General features: G+C 51.5%; 17 protein-coding genes. 7 read left to right on the plus strand and 10 right to left on the minus strand.

Annotated features, from left to right (window positions below; genetic code table 11):
- From JM656_RS17660 to JM656_RS17675, 4 genes are all read right to left on the minus strand, one after another.
- A complete protein-coding gene (locus tag JM656_RS17660; RefSeq protein ID WP_203358895.1) occupies nt 1-1,230 on the minus strand; it encodes a polysaccharide deacetylase family protein in 1,230 nt (409 codons plus the stop codon).
- 62 nt (nt 1,231-1,292) lie between these two features.
- Complete coding sequence (locus tag JM656_RS17665) at nt 1,293-1,733, minus strand: PTS sugar transporter subunit IIA (RefSeq protein WP_203358896.1); 441 nt, start codon at nt 1,731-1,733, stop codon at nt 1,293-1,295.
- Between the two features lie 102 nt (nt 1,734-1,835).
- Entirely contained in the window at nt 1,836-2,606 is a 771-nt protein-coding gene (locus tag JM656_RS17670; protein ID WP_203358897.1) for an ABC transporter permease, read from the minus strand.
- On the minus strand, nt 2,603-3,529 hold the full coding sequence (locus JM656_RS17675; RefSeq protein ID WP_203358898.1) for an ABC transporter ATP-binding protein: 927 nt from the start codon (nt 3,527-3,529) through the stop codon (nt 2,603-2,605). The genes JM656_RS17670 and JM656_RS17675 overlap by 4 nt, the downstream gene beginning before the upstream one ends.
- 108 nt (nt 3,530-3,637) lie before the next feature.
- Here JM656_RS17675 and can point away from each other — a divergent pair, with 108 nt between their 5' ends.
- The gene (gene can / locus JM656_RS17680; RefSeq protein WP_203358899.1) at nt 3,638-4,300 is read left to right on the plus strand and encodes a carbonate dehydratase; all 663 of its coding nucleotides are present in this window, start codon (nt 3,638-3,640) and stop codon (nt 4,298-4,300) included.
- Between the two features lie 103 nt (nt 4,301-4,403).
- On the opposite strand, the gene hpt is transcribed toward can, so the two are convergent.
- The 3 genes from hpt to JM656_RS17695 all read right to left on the minus strand — a co-directional run bounded on the left by hpt (nt 4,404) and on the right by JM656_RS17695 (nt 8,047).
- Entirely contained in the window at nt 4,404-4,940 is a 537-nt protein-coding gene (gene hpt / locus JM656_RS17685; RefSeq protein WP_203358900.1) for a hypoxanthine phosphoribosyltransferase, read from the minus strand.
- A 346-nt stretch (nt 4,941-5,286) separates the two neighbouring features.
- Nucleotides 5,287-6,591 carry a glycoside hydrolase family 28 protein gene (locus JM656_RS17690; protein ID WP_203358901.1) on the minus strand — a complete coding sequence of 435 codons (1,305 nt, stop codon included), beginning with the start codon at nt 6,589-6,591 and terminating at the stop codon, nt 5,287-5,289.
- 28 nt (nt 6,592-6,619) lie between these two features.
- On the minus strand, nt 6,620-8,047 hold the full coding sequence (locus tag JM656_RS17695; RefSeq protein ID WP_203358902.1) for an MFS transporter: 1,428 nt from the start codon (nt 8,045-8,047) through the stop codon (nt 6,620-6,622).
- Nucleotides 8,048-8,372: 325 nt separating this feature from the next.
- Here JM656_RS17695 and JM656_RS17700 point away from each other — a divergent pair, with 325 nt between their 5' ends.
- Nucleotides 8,373-8,645 carry a SemiSWEET transporter gene (locus tag JM656_RS17700; RefSeq protein WP_203358903.1) on the plus strand — a complete coding sequence of 91 codons (273 nt, stop codon included), beginning with the start codon at nt 8,373-8,375 and terminating at the stop codon, nt 8,643-8,645.
- A gap of 171 nt (nt 8,646-8,816) precedes the next feature.
- Here the strand turns inward: JM656_RS17700 and cueO are convergent, their stop codons facing one another.
- Nucleotides 8,817-10,400 carry a multicopper oxidase CueO gene (gene cueO, locus JM656_RS17705; protein ID WP_203358904.1) on the minus strand — a complete coding sequence of 528 codons (1,584 nt, stop codon included), beginning with the start codon at nt 10,398-10,400 and terminating at the stop codon, nt 8,817-8,819.
- 166 nt (nt 10,401-10,566) lie between these two features.
- Between cueO and JM656_RS17710 the strand changes: the two genes are divergently transcribed.
- From JM656_RS17710 to speD, 3 genes are all read left to right on the plus strand, one after another.
- On the plus strand, nt 10,567-10,914 hold the full coding sequence (locus tag JM656_RS17710; RefSeq protein WP_000846617.1) for a YacC family pilotin-like protein: 348 nt from the start codon (nt 10,567-10,569) through the stop codon (nt 10,912-10,914).
- A gap of 106 nt (nt 10,915-11,020) precedes the next feature.
- Nucleotides 11,021-11,881, plus strand: a complete 861-nt coding sequence (gene speE / locus JM656_RS17715) for a polyamine aminopropyltransferase (protein ID WP_203358905.1) — start codon at nt 11,021-11,023, stop codon at nt 11,879-11,881.
- Nucleotides 11,882-11,901: 20 nt separating this feature from the next.
- Entirely contained in the window at nt 11,902-12,696 is a 795-nt protein-coding gene (speD, locus tag JM656_RS17720) for an adenosylmethionine decarboxylase (RefSeq protein ID WP_203358906.1), read from the plus strand.
- A 47-nt stretch (nt 12,697-12,743) separates the two neighbouring features.
- Here the strand turns inward: speD and yacL are convergent, their stop codons facing one another.
- Complete coding sequence (gene yacL / locus JM656_RS17725) at nt 12,744-13,106, minus strand: protein YacL (protein WP_203358907.1); 363 nt, start codon at nt 13,104-13,106, stop codon at nt 12,744-12,746.
- Nucleotides 13,107-13,326: 220 nt separating this feature from the next.
- Nucleotides 13,327-15,924, minus strand: a complete 2,598-nt coding sequence (acnB, locus tag JM656_RS17730) for a bifunctional aconitate hydratase 2/2-methylisocitrate dehydratase (RefSeq protein ID WP_203358908.1) — start codon at nt 15,922-15,924, stop codon at nt 13,327-13,329.
- Nucleotides 15,925-16,324: 400 nt separating this feature from the next.
- Here acnB and JM656_RS17735 point away from each other — a divergent pair, with 400 nt between their 5' ends.
- Both JM656_RS17735 and JM656_RS17740 read left to right on the plus strand, forming a co-directional pair.
- On the plus strand, nt 16,325-18,022 hold the full coding sequence (locus JM656_RS17735) for a DUF3300 domain-containing protein (RefSeq protein WP_203358909.1): 1,698 nt from the start codon (nt 16,325-16,327) through the stop codon (nt 18,020-18,022).
- 12 nt (nt 18,023-18,034) lie between these two features.
- Entirely contained in the window at nt 18,035-18,826 is a 792-nt protein-coding gene (locus tag JM656_RS17740) for a DUF2950 family protein (protein ID WP_162381213.1), read from the plus strand.
- Nucleotides 18,827-18,861 lie beyond the last annotated feature (35 nt).

Raw genomic sequence — 18,861 nt, forward strand, 5'->3', positions numbered from 1 at the left:
TTACCCCTGCGGCTGATTGCTGATCAGCCGTGACATGGTTTCCAGCGAATCCGTTCTTAAGATATACAGGCGTTTCAGTAAGAACGGATTATCCCCCGGCTTTACCTTCCCTTTCACTGTCGTGACCGCCATATGGAATCCCGCATCATTAGCCGCTTTTACCGCCGTGGCGTTATAGCCGCCGAACGGATAAGAGAGATAAAGCACGTGCGGGTTAAACTGCGCCAGCGCGCGGCGTGAACGTGAAAAATCCATAAAAATGTTGTGATAGCTGCGGCTGAGCAGGATCGGCCGACGATTACCGTCTACCCGATGCAAAAAGTGCGTATGCGACTGGAAATCAAAGGTATCCCTGATCTCCTGCAGTTCAGAAATACTCATAAATTGCAGCGATTTGGGATCCCATTTCTGTGGATGTCCCTTAATGCGGGATGAAATGATAAAGGCTATCGCCTTAAAGCCATACTGCTTCAATACCGGATACGCATAGCGACTGACCGATTTCAGCCCATCATCAAAGGTAATGACCACCGCGCGCGCCGGCAGATTCATCCTATTGCGCACATACCCTTCCAGTTGGTACATCGTCAGCGTGGTATATCCCATGTCCCGCAGCCAGGTCATCTGGTTACTAAAAGCACGCACGGATGTCGTCGTCGAGGTATGGCGAAAACGGGTGTTCTCTTCATCGCGTAAAATATGGTGGTAGGTGAGCACGGGGATACCGTGATCTTCCTGCGCGTCCAGCGCGCTGACATAGGCAAGCCGGTTACCTACCCGTACCTGGTACCAGGTTTGGTTGAGTCGACCTTTTAACTTACTGATAATGGGATAACGTAGATTTTCTGCGAGTATGCCGAAAGGCGCGCTTCCCGCATCCGGCGCATTATAAACGGGCGTATCTTTCCAGGTGACCAGGTTCTGGTTGCTGAGGGGTTTATTAAGATCGCCCAGACCATCTTCCACTTTCTGATGACCCTGCACCGGCTCCAGGTGGCCTTTATCGATAAACCCGGTGCCGAAACCAAATTTGAATTCGTAATAATCTGCTGCAATGGGGTCAACAGAGATTATCTGCCCGGCACGAAGCGTTCCCACGTTCTTCATGCTGTTGCCAACTTGCGCCCAGATGGCGGCATCTTCCGTTGTCTGCATATAACGCGCAGGCAACGCAGCGTCAGTCCCTACTGAAACCAGCAGCAACAGAAGAAAAAAACCGTGTTTGATCATGAGAAATAGCCGGGACGTGAACACCCTGCCTATTGTAACAAAACCCTTCTCAATACCAACGGCTAATGCTCATACAAATCATGCAGCAACACAAAAGGGGGATTTTTTTGCTGCTGATGCCAGAGACTCGTCACCTCTGACATGCCACGCGCGACGATGTGATTGCGAAACTCAACGCTGCTCATCCCCTCTCGCGACGACAGCATTTTTTCCAGCAATGGCAGAGTGACGCCGGAAATCACCTCGCACTGAGAATGTTTATGGCTCAACAATGACGCAACGCGATAAGGCGCAGCGCCCGACACGTCGGTTAAAAAGATCACGCCTTCGCCGGAGTCCGTTTGATGCAACGCGTCACACAGCATGCGGCTCAACATATTTGCGCTTAATCCGCGCCAGAAATTCACCGCGCGGCATTGCGCCTGCGGGCCGTGTTTCTTTTCCAGACGATACAGCAGTTCCTCTGCACGATCGTCATGACAGGTAATGACCCAACCTAACATTGCCTACCTCCTTAGCAAGCAACTAGTTTATCAGGGGAATCAATAGGTAATGGTGACAACCGTCAAAGGATTCCCCTCCCAAAACGGGAGAGGAATGTGAAATCAGCTACGTAGCCCGCGTCCACGCTGGATCAAATACCAGCACAGCATGTAGAAAGCGACGGTGAAAATCACCAGTACACCAAACGTAGTGATTAACGGAACATCATGAATACCGAGGAAACCATAACGGAAACCACTGATCATGTAGACGATCGGATTCAGATGCGACAGCCCCTGCCAGAACGGCGGCAGCAGCGTCAACGAGTAAAATACCCCGCCGAGATAGGTCAGCGGCGTCAGCACAAACGTGGGGATCAGGCTGATATCATCAAAGGTTTTTGCGAACACGGCATTCAACAATCCGGCCAGCGAAAACAGCACCGACGTCAATGCCAGCGTTAACGCGACAAACAGCCACGAATGAACCTGAAACGGCACAAAGAACAGCGAAATTGCCGTCACCAGCACACCGACGCACAGCCCGCGCGCCACACCGCCGCCGACAAATCCGGCAATGATGACATGTGTTGGTACCGGGGCAACCAACAACTCTTCAATGTTGCGCTGAAATTTGGCGCTAAAAAACGACGACGCCACGTTGGCGTAAGAGTTGGTAATCACCGCCATCATGATAAGACCCGGCACGATAAACTGCATGTAGCTAAAACCATGCATTTCACCTATCCGCGAACCGATCAAGTTGCCAAAAATAATGAAGTAGAGCGTCATGGTGATGACGGGCGGAACCAGCGTTTGTACCCAGATGCGCATAAAGCGATGGATCTCTTTGGCCCAGATGCTTTTCAGCGCGACCCAGTAAAGCTGCATCATGCGCGATCTCCTTGTTTTTCATGAACCAGTGACACAAACAGCTCTTCCAGACGGTTCGCCTTATTGCGCATACTCAACACCTGAACCCCCTGCTCGCTGAGCTGGCTGAATACGCTGTTGATCCCCTGCTCGCGCAGCACTTCTACTTCCAGCGTGGCGGTATCCACCAGGCGATACTGATAGCCTTCGAGCTTCGGTAGCGGGCTTTTTGCCGCCAGATCGAGAATGAACGTTTCTGATTTCAGCTTCGAGAGCAGGTTTTTCATTGAGGTGTTTTCCACCAGCTCTCCGTGCTGAATAATCCCGATGTTGCGGCACAGCATTTCTGCTTCTTCCAGATAGTGGGTCGTCAGAATGATCGTGGTGCCTTTGTCGTTTAAATCCTTCAAAAAACCCCACATTGAGCGGCGAAGTTCGATATCGACGCCCGCTGTCGGTTCATCAAGGATTAACAGTTTCGGTTCATGCATAAGCGCACGTGCGATCATCAGGCGCCGCTTCATCCCCCCCGACAACATGCGCGCGCGTTCGTTACGTTTTTCCCACAAATCGAGCTGCTTTAGGTACTTTTCGCTGCGTATGATGGCTTCATTTCGTTCGACGCCATAGTAACCCGCCTGATTCACCACGATCTGCTGGACGGTTTCAAACGGGTTGAAGTTAAATTCCTGCGGCACTAAACCCAGCTGGCGTTTGGCATTGACCACATCTTTCGCCAGATCGTAGCCGAAGACGCTGACGCGGCCAGACGTTTTATTTACCAGCGAGCTGATAATGCCGATCGTGGTGGATTTTCCTGCCCCATTCGGCCCCAGAAGCGCATAAAAATCACCCGCTTCGACTTGTAAATCTATCCCACGCAACGCCTGAACGCCGCCAGGGTAGGTTTTTTTAAGTTGTTGAAGTTCCAGTGCAATGGTCATAAATTTTTACTTACCTTACGTTCCTACACTTTATATGTGGTTTAAATAATCCCGGAGTTGACCTATATTAGCCCAACGCGTTTATTTGGTTACAGGTCGTTAACCTCCATGAAAGACATAGATACACTCATCAGTAACAATGCACTATGGTCAAAAATGCTGGTGGAAGAGGATTCCGGATTTTTTGAGAAACTGGCGCAAGCACAGAAGCCGCGCTTTCTATGGATTGGATGTTCCGACAGTCGCGTTCCCGCAGAACGTTTAACCGGGCTTGAACCGGGCGAATTATTTGTGCACCGTAATGTGGCCAACCTGGTCATCCACACCGACCTCAACTGCCTCTCTGTCGTTCAGTATGCCGTTGATGTGTTAGAAGTTGAACATATTATTATTTGTGGTCACTACGGTTGTGGTGGTGTTCAGGCCGCTGTTGAAAACCCGGAACTGGGGTTGATCGACAACTGGCTGCTACACATCCGTGATATTTGGTTTAAGCATAGCTCCCTGCTGGGTGAAATGCCTCAGGAGCGTCGTATGGACACCCTGTGCGAGCTGAACGTCATGGAACAGATATATAACCTGGGTCACTCCACCATTATGCAGTCCGCCTGGAAACGCGGTCAGAAAGTGACGATCCACGGTTGGGCGTATGGTATTCATGATGGCCTGCTGCGCGATCTCGACGTGACAGCCACCAGCCGCGAATCCCTTGAACAGCGTTACCGTCAGGGAATTTCCAATCTCAAACAGAAACACATCAACCACAAGTAAGTTCACAATAAAATGCCGGGCGGCGGTGTCGCCTTACCCGGCATCTGGGCCTGGCTTCGCGTAAGCCTGATAAGAGAAGCGCCTCAGGCGCTTCTTTTTTTGATTACTCGTCCAGCAGTACCACTTTCCCAACATACGGCAGATGGCGATAACGCTGTGCGTAATCAATGCCATAACCCACCACAAATTCGTCCGGAATAGCAAAGCCCACGTATTCGACCGGTACGTCCACTTCACGACGAGTCGGTTTATCCAGGAGGGTACAAATCGCCAGTGATTTAGGCCCACGCAGGCTCAGGATTTCACGCACTTTTGACAATGTGTTACCGGAGTCGATGATGTCTTCGACGATCAGCACGTCTTTGCCACGAATATCTTCATCCAGGTCTTTGAGGATTTTAACATCGCGGGTCGTGGACATGCCGCTACCGTAGCTGGAGGCGGTCATAAAATCGACTTCATGAGATACCTGAACTTCACGGCACAGGTCCGCCATAAACATAAATGAACCGCGCAGCAGACCCACCAGCACCATATCACTGCCGCTGTCTTTATAACGCTCAGTAATCTGACGACCCAGTTCAGCAATACGTGCTTTGATCTCCGCTTCGGGGATCATGACTTCTACAGTATGTTTCATATCTCTAACCATATGATTTAAAAACAAATCACTCAATGCCTTCTCGGAATTGCACAGCATCGAAGCGCAAGGCACGCAGTATACCAGCAAAAGTAATTGTTCGCGGCATCCGTTAATAAGTCTAATTTTACAATTAGGATCCCGCCTCTTAAATCCAAAAGCCAACTACCATAAAAATAAAAAAACGAGATAAGATATTGTTATAACGGAAAATAACGCACAATGGTCGCGGCTCGCCTGGCAAAAAAATAGGCGACTCATGGTCGCCTATGCACAGCCGGATGATGAAAAGTAGCTGCCTGTTTTTTACAAAAGCAGCGTGGGGTCACCACGCTGCTTTTCTGTTTTAACGGTTATCAAACGTATCGTTGGAGCCGTCATTTTCTGCGGCAACAGACACAACAACGTCATCAAAGCGCAAATCATTCACCGCAACAATGCGTCCAAACTCCCTGGCTTCAATCCGACAGTTGCTAAAACTAATGTTCTCCATCGGTTTTTCTGGGAAGGCGACCAGATCGAACGCGCGTGCCGGTAAAGCATAGTCGGCATCCAGAGTGGCATTAACGTGACTAATGCGGATATTACGCACTTTGGTCATCTGTAAATGCTCCGGGATCTGCCTTGCTACTGCCTGCCAGTCTTCTGGCAGTTCATCAATGTTGTCAAAGAGTTTGCGGTTGTAGGAATTGTGCCAATCCATAATCCAGGAAAATGGGAATTGCACATTGTGCATCTGCAAATTTTCCACAACCACATCTTCCATGAAACCGCCACGCTCTTTCGACGACTTCATGCGCAACCCGCAATCAGAGTTCTCAAAGGTAATGTCATGCACATAGACATTCCGAATGCCGCCGCTGACTTCACTGCCCAGCGTCACGCCGTAGCCTGAGCGAATAAGACAGTTGTCGATTTCGATATGTTCCGCAATCTTACCGACCCGGTAACCATCGCCATCACGACCCGATTTGACGACAATACAGTCATCGCCGCACGACACATCACACCGGGTGACGCGTACATGGCTGGATGAATCAATGTCAATGCCGTCGGTGCTTGGCCCATGGTTATCACGGATGGTTAAACCACTCACCAGAACCTGGTTCGCATAGGTTATCTGTAAATTCCAGAACCCGGCACGTTCAAAGGTCAGATCAGAGATCGTGACGTTTTCTGCCTTGTAAATCAGGCAGGCGCGTGGGCGTTTAACGAGGTAGTCCGCAATCCAGCGCAGCCCTTTTTTGTCGTAATCGACGCGCAGTCCACTCTCTTTATCCGGACCACAATAGAGATCCCACCAGTGCGTACCCTGACCGTCAATCTTGCCAGGACCTGAGATCTCAATGTTGTTAACCTCAATAGCATTGAGTACCGCAGCGGGCCACATCATCTCAACGCCCGCGACCCGCGTTGGGATCTCCGGATAGTCAGAAAGATCGGTAGAACCCAGCAGGGTCGCGCCTTGCGCGAATTGCAATTTGCTCCCTTCTTTCAGAAAGAGCGAACCTACCAGGTAGTTCCCCGGTGAAATCACGACGGGAAGTCCCTGTTCAGCACCAGCATCAATAGCCCGTTGAATTGCCAAAGTGTCTTTCACAACACCGTCACCCATCGCACCAAAATCTTTCACTTCAATTTGTACAGGCATTAATTCAGTCCTTCTCTCATTCTCGGGGTTATTTGCTAATACCATTTAATTTATTCAGCGTTTTTTCCATTTCGAGCGTTTGTTTACGGTTCAATGGATAGAAATAAATCAGCGTTATCGCAGCCAAAAACAGGCATAAAGCAGGTAAGAGGTTCGCCATCGCGTAAATATTTTCCTGCACGGCACTGCTCTGGACGATCCCCCCCTTTGAAGAGGATTGATAACCGATAATGGCCAGCATGAAGCCGCCAATTGCACCCGCACACGCCTGACCCACTTTGCGGGCAAAGAAGTTCACACCATAAACGGTGCCATCCTCGCGGTCGCCGGTGACATATTGGTGATAATCACAAACATCCGTCATGAATGCCCAAATCATCAGGTTGAAGAGTCCAGCCCCCAGGGTCGCAAGGAACAGGAAGACCAGATAGGTTTTCGCATCCGTGATATGGCAGAAGTACATAACCAGATACATAACCACCGAAAAGAGCAGTGCGCCTACGCTGGCCTCTTTTTTACCAAACCGCTTCGTGAGCCAGGACGCCGATGGCGCCAGCAGGACCAGAGAACCGAAGGTAAACAGTAAAGCGACAGACATCGCCTCTTTGTTGTGGAAGTAGTCATTAAACAGATAGGTCATGTTGGTACCAGAGAGTCCCTGGTTAATCACAATCAGCAGATCGACAACGACTAAAACGATCAGCGCTTTATTGCGTAACAATCCCTTCAGTAAAACAGATACCGGCACGTTCTCTTTTGTCTCAACGCGCACACGTTCCGTCGTTAACTGGCACGTCAGTGTTAAGAAGATGAAAGCCAGCACTGAACATCCGATCGAAATCCAGAAGAAGCGCTCACCAGAAATAACCTGGCTACCGTCAACAAGGGTGGTATACATCAGGATAGGAATAAAGAAGCCGGTCGCCCCGCCACCGATAGCGGAACCAATGCTGCGATACGTAGAGAGCGAAACACGGTCGTCCGGATTGGAGCTGATAGCCGCCGACATTGCGCCATAAGGAATGTTAACGGTCGATAACAGCGCACCGTAGACAAAATAGGAGCCGCAGATGTAAATGATTTTCGCGGTATATGAAAATTCACTCACAAATGGCAGGAACAGCAATACCGCAACGGCGCAAAAAGGATACTTCATGCGACTAACCCAGGGGTTAAAACGCCCTTTGGCGGTTAGCTTAGAGGTATCGCATAAACGCCCCACGGCCACATCGACAAACGCATCAAAGAGTTTTGTCACAAAATAGAGTGACCCGACGATAACGCCAGAAATACCCAGAACATTGGTGTAATAAATCATTAAAAAACTGTTCACTAACCCAAGGATAAAACAGTTACCCAGGTCACCGCACATATAACCAAATTTATCTCTAAACCCGAAAGGCCTGATATTAATACTTTTATTACTTTCGATGATATGTTCATCTCGAACCGTCATACCAACTCCTTACACGTATTATTCACAAAAATTATGTATACATTCTGATAGTCTGGGTAATAGAAAGATGTACTATCGCTAACCATTTTTGGTACGACACATTTTCGCTGTAAAGAATAATTGGTATGACATCAAGATGGAGTGCTGGAGATCACACAATCTCAACAGCCCCTTTAACGACCGCACAAAAGGTATATATTTCAAATAAAATTGGTGTGATAACTATAATGCAGTAAAACCTGGCTACGCTTTGTAAAACTATACGTTTTACATATGAAATGGTTTCAGGAAATTAACAACACATATACATTCGCGGAAGTTATAGATGGATTACATTAATATCATTGGTTTTATTGGCGGCGGTTGCACTACCATTTCTTTTATTCCGCAGGTTGTTTTAGTGCTAAAAACAAAGTCAACGAAAGATATCTCGTTGATGATGTACTCCATTTTTGTTTTCGGCATTTCTTTATGGCTGCTATACGGAATTTTGTCGGGCGCACTCCCCGTCGTCATCCCCAATTTGATTACTTTCGTACTGGCAGGTTCAATTCTGTTTATGAAGGTAAAAAACGAAATTATTCAAAAAAATCGATGATTGTAGCGCCAGGTAGTAAAGCGAGTATGGATAATGCCTGCTACTTTTACTACCTGGATAATGACAGCCCAGACCTTCCCCCTGTACAGCGCCACAGAGATAAAATATCTCAGGCATCAGGTTGGGCCATTTTTGGAGTCGCGCCCGCCGGCAAGCCGCGGGCGCGAAGTATTACGCAGTGGTAAATCCAAGCATCATTCCCGTGTCTTCATGCTCTAACAGATGACAGTGCGCCATATAGGCATGCTCTTTCGGGGCCTCATGATCAAACTTGACCAACACCTCGCTGACGCCGCCTTCGACGCGTACCGTATCTTTCCAGCCCGTACGATGTGCTGCTGGCGTTTTGCCGTTTTCCGACAGAATACGGAACTGGGTACCGTGGATGTGGAATGGATGTAGCATCATGTCGCCCTCACCGGAGATGACCCAGCGCTCATACTGCCCTTTCGCCACCGCAAACATCGGCTTGTTCATATCGAATGACTGACCATTGATCTTGTTGGCGTTATGGAAATCAAACTGCCCACCGTGATTCATATGCCCCATGCTGCCATGATTCATATTGCCGTGATTCATTTTTCCATTGCCCATATGTCCCATCATCTGCCCACTCTTCATCCCCGCCATCGCTTGATCGCCGTATTTTTGCATCAGCATTTGCATGCCCATCATGTCGAGCATAGGGTCCATGGCGAGTTGCAGCTTGCGTACCGTCAGGCCATCAAGGGACGGTAATGTCGGCATGCGGGTTAACGTATCCGGCAACGTACCAGAAGCGGTCACCACCAGCGGCTGGATGTGCATGACCGGGTGCGGTTGATCAAAAGGCGCAATCGCCATTCCCATCTGGCTGACTGGCAGAGTCATCAAATCAAACGCTTTGCCATCGCTGATATCCACCAGCACTTCGAAGCGTTCCCCCATCAACATGGGCAGTTCATTCACTTTGACAGGCTCAGCCAGCAATCCACCGTCGCTGGCGATCACATACAGAGGGCGGCCATCGCTGGCGGCGATGTTGAGCGAACGGGCGTTACAGCCATTGAGCAAACGCAGTCGTAGCCAGCCTTTTGGCGCGGCGTGTTGAGGGTAAATCGCCCCGTTGGTCAGCAATGTGTCACCAAACCACCCTACTGCGGCGGTCATTACATCCAGTTGGTAATTAATCTGTCCGTCGGCGGAAAACTGTTTGTCCTGGATTATCACCGGTACATCGTCGATGCCCCACTGCGTAGGGAGCAGCAGCTTACGAATATCATCATCTTCAATAAGCACCAGTCCCGCCAGCCCCATCGCGACCTGACGCCCCGTTTTTCCATGCTGATGTGGATGGAACCAGCAGGTGGCGGCCCGCTGCTCAGGTGTGAACGTAACAGTGCGCGAACCACCGGCAGGAATAACGCCTTGCGGGCCTCCATCCACTTCACCAGGAATTTCCAGGCCATGCCAGTGTAATGTGGTCTCTTCAGCGAGCTGATTATGAATGTCGACGGTGACGGCTTTCCCCCTGTGCAGTTTTAACGCCGGTCCCAGCAGATTACCGTTGTAACCCCATGTCGTGGCCGTCTTGCCCGCGAATGCCGATTGCCCGGTTTTGACGATCAACTGTATTTTATTGCGTGCATCGGCGGTTAACAGATCGGGAATCGGTAACGCGGGGCGCGCGGCGGCAAAGACACTCCGGCTCCACAGTGGCAATGCAGATGCGACCCCAAGTGCGACAGAATATTTTAAGAAATCACGACGTTGCATTTTCACTTCCTTATTCTCAGCAGGCGGGACACAGCCTAAAACTTGAGCATAGACCCTCCCCCTACAGGAAGGTCAAGTCAGGGACTGCATCGAATGTAATAATAAAAGTCGTCGCCTCGCTCGCAGTATGCTAACGTTTAATTTCCGTGATGCAGTGGTAGAAGCAATGAAGACGTTTTTCAGAACCGTGTTGTTCGGCAGCCTGATGGCCGTATGCGCAAACAGCTATGCGCTCAGTGAGTCCGAAGCCGAAGATATGGCCGATTTAACGGCAGTTTTTGTGTTTCTGAAAAATGACTGCGGATACCAGAATTTACCCAATGGGCAGATTCGTCGCGCACTGGTCTTTTTTGCCCAGCAAAACCAGTGGGATCTCAGTAATTACGACACCTTCGACATGAAATCCCTCGGTGAAGACAGCTACCGGGATCTCAGCGGAATTGGTATCCCCGTCGCAAAAAAATGCAAAGCACTGGCACGAGATTCCCTCAGTCTGCTGGCCTACGTCAAATAAATTCCCCGATACCAGATTGCTGAAGTAATGACCGTGCAACACCGGTCATTGTTAGCTATGATGTTGCGCCCTTTTTCACGGGCGTCAACAATGGAGGTATCAACCAATGGCCGAAAATACCCCGTGGCATGAAACGCTACACGACCAGTTTGGTCAGTACTTTGCCGTGGATAACGTGCTGTATCATGAGAAAACCGACCATCAGGATTTGATCATTTTCGAGAACGCCGCGTTTGGTCGCGTAATGGCGCTGGACGGCGTGGTGCAAACCACCGAGCGCGATGAGTTTATCTATCACGAAATGATGACCCACGTGCCGTTGCTCGCGCACGGTCACGCTAAACATGTGCTGATCATCGGCGGCGGCGACGGTGCTATGCTGCGCGAAGTCACGCGCCATAAAAACATCGAAACCATTACGATGGTGGAGATCGATGCAGGTGTGGTCTCATTTTGCCGACAGTATTTGCCGAACCACAACGCAGGCAGCTACGACGATCCGCGGTTTAAACTGGTGATCGACGACGGCGTCAACTTCGTGAATCAGACCCGCCAGACTTTCGATGTGATCATTTCCGACTGCACCGATCCTATTGGTCCCGGCGAAAGCCTGTTCACCTCGGCATTCTATGAAGGCTGCAAACGCTGCCTGAACCCTGGCGGGATTTTTGTCGCCCAAAATGGCGTCTGCTTCCTGCAGCAAGATGAAGCCCTCGACAGCCATCGAAAACTCAGCCACTACTTTGATGACGTTGGTTTCTATCAGGCCGCCATTCCAACCTATTACGGCGGGATCATGACCTTTGCCTGGGCGACCGACAACGAAGCCCTGCGCCATCTTTCGACCGAGATTATTCAGGCCCGATTCCACACTTCCGGTCTGAAATGCCGTTACTACAATCCGGCAATTCACACGGCAGCCTTTGCCTTACCTCAATACTTGCAAGATGCACTGTCCGCGCAGTGAATCTAAGGATGTGATAAAAATTGAAAAAGCTGAAACTGCATGGCTTTAATAACCTGACCAAAAGCCTGAGTTTTTGTATTTATGATATCTGCTATGCCAAAACCGCCGAAGAGCGTGACGGCTACATCGCCTATATCGATGAACTCTACAACGCCAACCGTCTGACTGAGATTCTCTCGGAAACCTGTTCCATCATCGGCGCAAACATCCTGAATATTGCCCGTCAGGACTACGAACCGCAGGGCGCCAGCGTCACCATTCTGGTGAGCGAAGAGCCGATGGACCCCAAACTTATCGATAAAACCGAACATCCAGGCCCTTTGCCGGAAGCGGTCGTCGCGCACCTTGATAAGAGCCATATCTGCGTGCACACCTATCCGGAGAGTCACCCGGAGGGCGGGTTGTGTACCTTTCGCGCCGACATTGAAGTTTCCACCTGCGGCGTGATTTCACCGCTGAATGCGCTGAATTACCTTATCCACCAGCTCGAGTCAGATATCGTGACGATTGATTATCGTGTACGGGGTTTTACTCGTGATATCAACGGCATGAAGCACTTTATCGATCATGAGATTAATTCAATCCAGAACTTTATGTCCGAGGATATGAAGTCGCTGTATGACATGGTGGATGTGAACGTCTATCAGGAAAATATCTTCCATACCAAAATGTTGCTTAAAGAGTTCGACCTTAAGCACTACATGTTCCACACCAAACCGGAAGACCTGACAGAAACCGAGCGCAAAGAGATTACCGCTGCGCTGTGGAAGGAAATGCGCGAGATTTACTACGGCCGTAATATTCCTACGCTGTAAGCGTAATCGCGGAGCACGGAGGCTCCGCTGTGTAAAGTATCCCTGAACTAGCGTTGTTGTGCGAATTCACGATATGCCGCAACCACCTGAAGAAAATCCTCCACGCCGCAGAGTGACAGGCTCTCTTCGTCGTAGTAGTTCATCCCTTCTTCCATTTCGTCGCCAGAAAACTCAAGCTGGTTGGCGCGAACCATCACCTCTTCGCCATCCATCCAGAGCGTGTATTCATGCCCTACCCGTTGCCAGGAACGTTCACTGCCTTTCACCGCCTGCGCCGCCTGTTCCACTTCATCAAGCAAGGCCAGGTTTTCTTTCACTTCTTCATTAAACCAGTGCCCCACCACTTCGTGGCCCATGGACATCCGCACCTTTACGACTCCGGTAATATCACGCAGAAATTCGTAATCCATAATGTGTTCCTCTGCTCCCGGCAATGCGTAATTCCCGCACTGCGCCATGCTGTAATTATCGCAGCCTGGTCGCAGAAAAAAAGCGCCACGAGTGGAAGGAATGAAAATAAAAAACCCCGCTTCGAAGGAAGTGGGGTTTTATAGGCCGGTAAGCGGAGCGCTTCCAGCCATATTGCCGGGTGGTAACGAATTCACCCGGCCTTTAACAGCGTGTAACGCCTTATACCGCGGTCTGGAAAATCACGCCGTCCGCTTTCTCGGTGTACTGAGAGAGCTTATCGAAGTTCAGATAACGGTACGTGTCGACAGCGGTTTTATCTACCTGCGCCACATAGGTCTGATACTCTTCCGGCGTCGGCAGTTTGCCAATCAGCGCCGCAACGGCAGCCAGCTCCGCAGAGGCCAGGAAGACGTTCGCGCCGGTACCCAGACGGTTCGGGAAGTTACGGGTGGAGGTAGAAACCACCGTCGCACCGTCCGCCACACGTGCCTGGTTACCCATGCACAGTGAACAGCCAGGGATCTCGATGCGCGCACCGCTCTTACCGAAGACGCTGTAGTAGCCTTCTTCGGTCAGCTGCGCGGCGTCCATACGGGTTGGCGGAGCCACCCACAGGCGCGTCGGCAGTTGGCCTTTGTGCGCATCCAGCAGTTTACCTGCGGCACGGAAGTGACCAATGTTGGTCATGCAGGAGCCGATAAACACTTCATCGATCTTCTCGCCCTGTACGTCAGAGAGCAGACGCGCATCGTCCGGATCGTTCGGCGCGCACAGAATCGGCTCTTTGATATCAGCCAGATCGATGTCGATCACCGCTGCGTACTCTGCATCTGCGTCGCCTTCCAGCAGCTCAGGGTTCGCCAGCCATTTTTCCATGCCCTGAACGCGACGTTCCAGGGTGCGGCGATCGCCGTAACCTTCTGCGATCATCCACTTCAGCAGAACAATGTTAGAGCTGAGGTATTCAACGATCGGCTCTTTGTTCAGCTTGATGGTACAGCCCGCAGCGGAACGCTCAGCGGAGGCATCGGTCAGCTCAAACGCCTGCTCGACTTTCAGATCCGGCAGACCTTCAATTTCCAGGATACGACCAGAGAAGATGTTTTTCTTCCCTTTCTTCTCAACGGTCAGCAGACCCTGTTTGATGGCGTACAGCGGGATGGCGTGCACCAAATCGCGCAGGGTGATGCCCGGCTGCATTTTGCCTTTGAAGCGCACCAGCACGGATTCCGGCATATCCAGCGGCATCACGCCGGTCGCAGCAGCAAACGCCACCAGACCAGAGCCAGCCGGGAAGGAGATACCAATCGGGAAACGGGTATGGGAGTCACCACCGGTACCGACGGTATCCGGCAGCAGCATACGGTTCAGCCAGGAGTGGATAACGCCGTCGCCCGGACGCAGGGAAACACCACCACGGTTCATAATGAAGTCTGGCAGCGTATGGTGCGTGGTGACGTCAACCGGCTTCGGATAGGCCGCAGTATGACAGAAGGACTGCATCACCAGGTCAGCAGAGAAGCCCAGGCATGCCAGGTCTTTCAGCTCATCACGGGTCATTGGGCCAGTGGTGTCCTGAGAACCCACAGACGTCATTTTCGGTTCGCAGTACGCACCCGGACGAATGCCTTTCACGCCACAGGCGCGGCCAACCATTTTCTGCGCCAGCGAGAAGCCACGGTTGCTTTCCGCCACGTCTTTCGCCTGACGGAACACATCACTGTGCGGCAGACCGAGAGACTCACGCGCTTTGGTAGTCAGGCCACGACCGATAATCAGCGGGATACGACCACCGGCACGCACTTCGTCAATCAGCACGTCGGTTTTCAGTTCAAAACTTGCCAGCAGCTCGCCGGTTTCGTGGTTACGCACTTCGCCTTTGAACGGGTAAACGTCAATCACGTCGCCCATATTCAGGTTGTTCACGTCCACTTCGATCGGCAGTGCGCCCGCATCTTCCATGGTGTTAAAGAAGATCGGTGCAATTTTGCCGCCGAGGCACAGACCGCCGCCGCGTTTGTTCGGCACATGGGGGATGTCATCGCCCATGAACCACAGTACGGAGTTGGTTGCGGATTTACGTGAAGAACCGGTCCCCACAACGTCGCCAACGTAGGCCAGCGGGAACCCTTTCTTGTTCAGTTCTTCGATCTGTTTGATCGGACCAACAACGCCCGGCTGATCCGGCTCGATCCCTTCACGGGCGTTTTTCAGCATCGCCAACGCGTGCAGCGGAATATCAGGACGCGACCACGCATCCGGTGCCGGGGAGAGATCATCTGTGTTGGTTTCACCGGTCACTTTGAAGACGGTAACGGTAATTTTTTCGGCAAGCGCAGGACGGTTCAGGAACCACTCGGCATCGGCCCAGGACTGGATCACCTGCTTAGCAAAGGCGTTACCCGCTTTCGCTTTCTCTTCGACGTCGTAGAAGTTATCGAACATCAGCAGGGTGTGGGAGAGCGCTTTCGCGGCAATCGGCGCCAGTTTCGCATCGTCGAGCGCGTCGATCAGCGGATGAATGTTGTAACCACCCTGCATGGTGCCCAGCAGTTCAATGGCTTTTTCAGGGGTAACCAGCGGGGAAGTTGCTTCGCCTTTGGCGACAGCAGCAAGGAATCCGGCTTTGACGTAAGCAGCTTCGTCAACGCCCGGCGGTACACGGTTAATTAACAGGTCTAACAGGAATTCTTCTTCGCCAGCAGGCGGGTTCTTCAGCAGCTCGACAAGCGCAGCCATTTGGGTAGCATCCAGGGGCTTGGGTACAATCCCCTCAGCGGCACGCTCAGCTACGTGCTTACGGTATTCTTCTAGCACGACGGTTCTCCTCGCTCTCATTGTCATAGTGCGGCGCTTTTGTATATGGGCGATTCTCTTCACGCTCCTGTGAGACAGCAGTTAGTAGGGTAAATGCCCGATACCGCAATCGGCAGAATAGCAGGATTTTAGTGGGGTGTTAATGCGTTTACAAAAAAGCAACATAAAAAAGTGGCTGAATCGATACATATGGTCTAATGCCCTTCATCATGAGGACAAGAAATTATTTTCCCCCGTTACGTTTAGTCACATAATTTCGTCTGCTGATAGTCATCTTGCGGTATCGATCCCAAGATAAGTTAAAAATTAAACTATTGTCTCTCTATACTCATGCCACACCGCAACGTCATGCGGCAGGTATTATGACCCTGGCGATTCCGCAGGAATCGGGAGAGAGAAGATGAAGTTGCCCTTTAAGCCCCATGTGATTGCTCTGGTGTGTTGCACTGGATTACTCGCCGCTTCGGGTGTTTTGTATGTCAAAAGCCGTAGCCCTGAAGCGCCCGTTCCAGCGCCTGTCCCGGTTCAGACCGCCCCAGCCCCTGTAGCGACGCCGCCTCAAGCCCCCACTGCCGCCGCCACGCCTGACGCAAAACCGACGTTCACCAATGCCCAAATTGATCAGTGGGTTGCCCCTATCGCGCTTTTCCCTGATCCATTGCTTTCTCAGGTACTGATGGCCTCTACCTACCCGGCGAACGTGGTTCAGGCTGTACAATGGTCGCGTGATAATCCGAATTTGCAGGGAGATGCCGCAATTCAGGCGGTAGCAGGTCAACCGTGGGATCCGAGCGTCAAATCTCTGGTCGCATTTCCACAGCTGATGGCGATGATGGGCGAGAATCCACCGTGGGTACAAAACCTGGGTGACGCCTTCCTGGGGCAGCCGCAGGATGTGATGGATTCCGTTCAGCGACTGCGATTACTGGCGCAACAAACCGGTGCGCTGAAATCTTCACCGCAACAAACGGTGACCAGCGAACCGAAGAAAACGGTTGCCGCGACACAGACCACCACAACAACAACCACCAACAACACCACAAATACGACGACACAAGCCCCGGCACCGACCGTCATCAAAATTGAGCCCACCGACCCGCAGGTCGTCTATGTCCCGAGCTATAACCCTTCAACGGTTTACGGCACCTGGCCAAATACGGCCTACCCGCCGGTATATATGCCACCGCCTCCGGGGCAACAGTTTGCCAGCAGTTTTGTTAACGGGTTTGGTTTTAGTCTGGGCGTTGCCACCACTTACGCTTTGTTTAGTGACATTGACTGGGATGATGACGACGACGATTATCACCACGATCATGATGACTACAACGGTGGTGGCGGCCATTATGAACGTAACGGGGACAACAACATCAATATTGATGTGGAAAACCTCAACCGTATCTCCGGTCAAAATCTTAAAGACAGGAACATGAACTGGCAGCACAACCCTGCTTATCGCGGCGGCGTGCCTTATCAGAGCAACGCGGTCTCACAGCGTTTTAATCAGACCAATGCCAACGGTGGATTACGTACAACGCAGCAATCAGCTGCCACAACAGCATCCCGCGACAGCCAGCGCCAGGCGGCAATGACGCAGCTCCAGCAGCGTAACAACACGTCAACCAAAACGGCCCAGCAGTCGGTCTCTTCCCGCGATATGCAACGCAAAGCAGCTTCCCAACAACTGAATCAAGTTGCCCAGCGTAACAACTATCGCGGTTACGATACCCCGCAAAACAGCACGCGTCGGGAAGCCGCACAAAAAACGCTACAAAAATCGACAACGCCAAAGCAACAGCAGAATCGCAATGAGCAGAGAGCGAAAGCCCAACAGCAGGTTTCTCAGCAGCAACGCGATAACGCTCGCCAGCGCGTAGAGTCATCCACAACGCAACGGCGAAGCACTGTCTCGTCAGATCAACGTCAGGCACGCGTACAGAGTAACCGTCCTAACGCATTCAGTGGGAACGACAGCCGTTCACCCTCCTGGCAATCTCAGCAATCGCGAGGTCAGGAAAGCCGCCGAGTGAGCCGTGCGAATACCCAACAGCGTGCCGAGGCGCGTGGAAATGTGTCTGAGCGTCACGAACGCCGTCGTTAATCGGAGCAAATGATGAAAAAAATCATGTTAAGTGCCCTGCTGCTGTCATTGCCTCTGATGAGCCACGCGCAGCAGTTGTTCTCTTCCCCCGAAGAGGCGGCAAAGGCCTTTGCTGATGCTGTTGCTCAGCAAAATGAAACGCACCTTAATGCCGTGTTAGGCGACAACTGGCAACAGTATCTCCCGCCGGAAGGGGCCGACCCGGAAGCGGTCGCTCGCTTTAACCGTGACTGGAAGGTTAGCCATCGCATTGTAAAACAAGAGAACATCGCGCATCTGAATGTCGGCCAGGAAGACTGGCAACTGCCCGTCCCTATCGTCAAAACCAGCAAAGGCTGGCATTTCGATATGGCTGCCGCAGAGGATGAGATCCTCACCCGCGCCATCGGTCGTAATGAACTGTCGGCTATACAAGCAATGCGCGCCTATGTTGACGCCCAGTACGACTACTGGCAGCGCAAACAGGTTTTCGCCACCAAATTGATCAGCAGTGAAGGCAAGCAGGATGGCCTGTACTGGCCGATGAAACCCGGAGAAGACCCAAGCCCGTTGGGGCCGGCATTCAGCCCGGTTGTGCCAGGCACAGGTTATCATGGCTACCACTTCCGCATCGTCAAAAGCAATGATGAGAAAGGATTCGCGCTGCTGGCCTGGCCGGTCGAGTGGGGAGAAACGGGCGTGATGAGCTTTATTGTGAATCAGGACGATCGGGTTTATCAGGCTGATTTAGGTGACGATACCGTAGAGAAAGTGACGGCTATCACCCAGTATACTCAGGATGCCCCCTGGACACCGGTAGAATAACCGACATAAAAAAGCAGCGTATCGCTGCTGCTGAC

Source organism: Citrobacter sp. R56 (assembly GCF_016811995.1).
GTDB classification, from domain to species: domain Bacteria; phylum Pseudomonadota; class Gammaproteobacteria; order Enterobacterales; family Enterobacteriaceae; genus Citrobacter_D; species Citrobacter_D enshiensis.

Coding starts and splice junctions, on each gene's coding strand:
- JM656_RS17660 (WP_203358895.1), bottom strand. CDS start 1,230: ATGATCAAACACGGTTTTTTTCTTCTGTTGCTGCTGGTTTCAGTAGGG.
- JM656_RS17665 (WP_203358896.1), bottom strand. CDS start 1,733: ATGTTAGGTTGGGTCATTACCTGTCATGACGATCGTGCAGAGGAACTG.
- JM656_RS17670 (WP_203358897.1), bottom strand. CDS start 2,606: ATGATGCAGCTTTACTGGGTCGCGCTGAAAAGCATCTGGGCCAAAGAG.
- JM656_RS17675 (WP_203358898.1), bottom strand. CDS start 3,529: ATGACCATTGCACTGGAACTTCAACAACTTAAAAAAACCTACCCTGGC.
- can (WP_203358899.1), top strand. CDS start 3,638: ATGAAAGACATAGATACACTCATCAGTAACAATGCACTATGGTCAAAA.
- hpt (WP_203358900.1), bottom strand. CDS start 4,940: ATGAAACATACTGTAGAAGTCATGATCCCCGAAGCGGAGATCAAAGCA.
- JM656_RS17690 (WP_203358901.1), bottom strand. CDS start 6,591: ATGCCTGTACAAATTGAAGTGAAAGATTTTGGTGCGATGGGTGACGGT.
- JM656_RS17695 (WP_203358902.1), bottom strand. CDS start 8,047: ATGACGGTTCGAGATGAACATATCATCGAAAGTAATAAAAGTATTAAT.
- JM656_RS17700 (WP_203358903.1), top strand. CDS start 8,373: ATGGATTACATTAATATCATTGGTTTTATTGGCGGCGGTTGCACTACC.
- cueO (WP_203358904.1), bottom strand. CDS start 10,400: ATGCAACGTCGTGATTTCTTAAAATATTCTGTCGCACTTGGGGTCGCA.
- JM656_RS17710 (WP_000846617.1), top strand. CDS start 10,567: ATGAAGACGTTTTTCAGAACCGTGTTGTTCGGCAGCCTGATGGCCGTA.
- speE (WP_203358905.1), top strand. CDS start 11,021: ATGGCCGAAAATACCCCGTGGCATGAAACGCTACACGACCAGTTTGGT.
- yacL (WP_203358907.1), bottom strand. CDS start 13,106: ATGGATTACGAATTTCTGCGTGATATTACCGGAGTCGTAAAGGTGCGG.
- JM656_RS17735 (WP_203358909.1), top strand. CDS start 16,325: ATGAAGTTGCCCTTTAAGCCCCATGTGATTGCTCTGGTGTGTTGCACT.
- JM656_RS17740 (WP_162381213.1), top strand. CDS start 18,035: ATGAAAAAAATCATGTTAAGTGCCCTGCTGCTGTCATTGCCTCTGATG.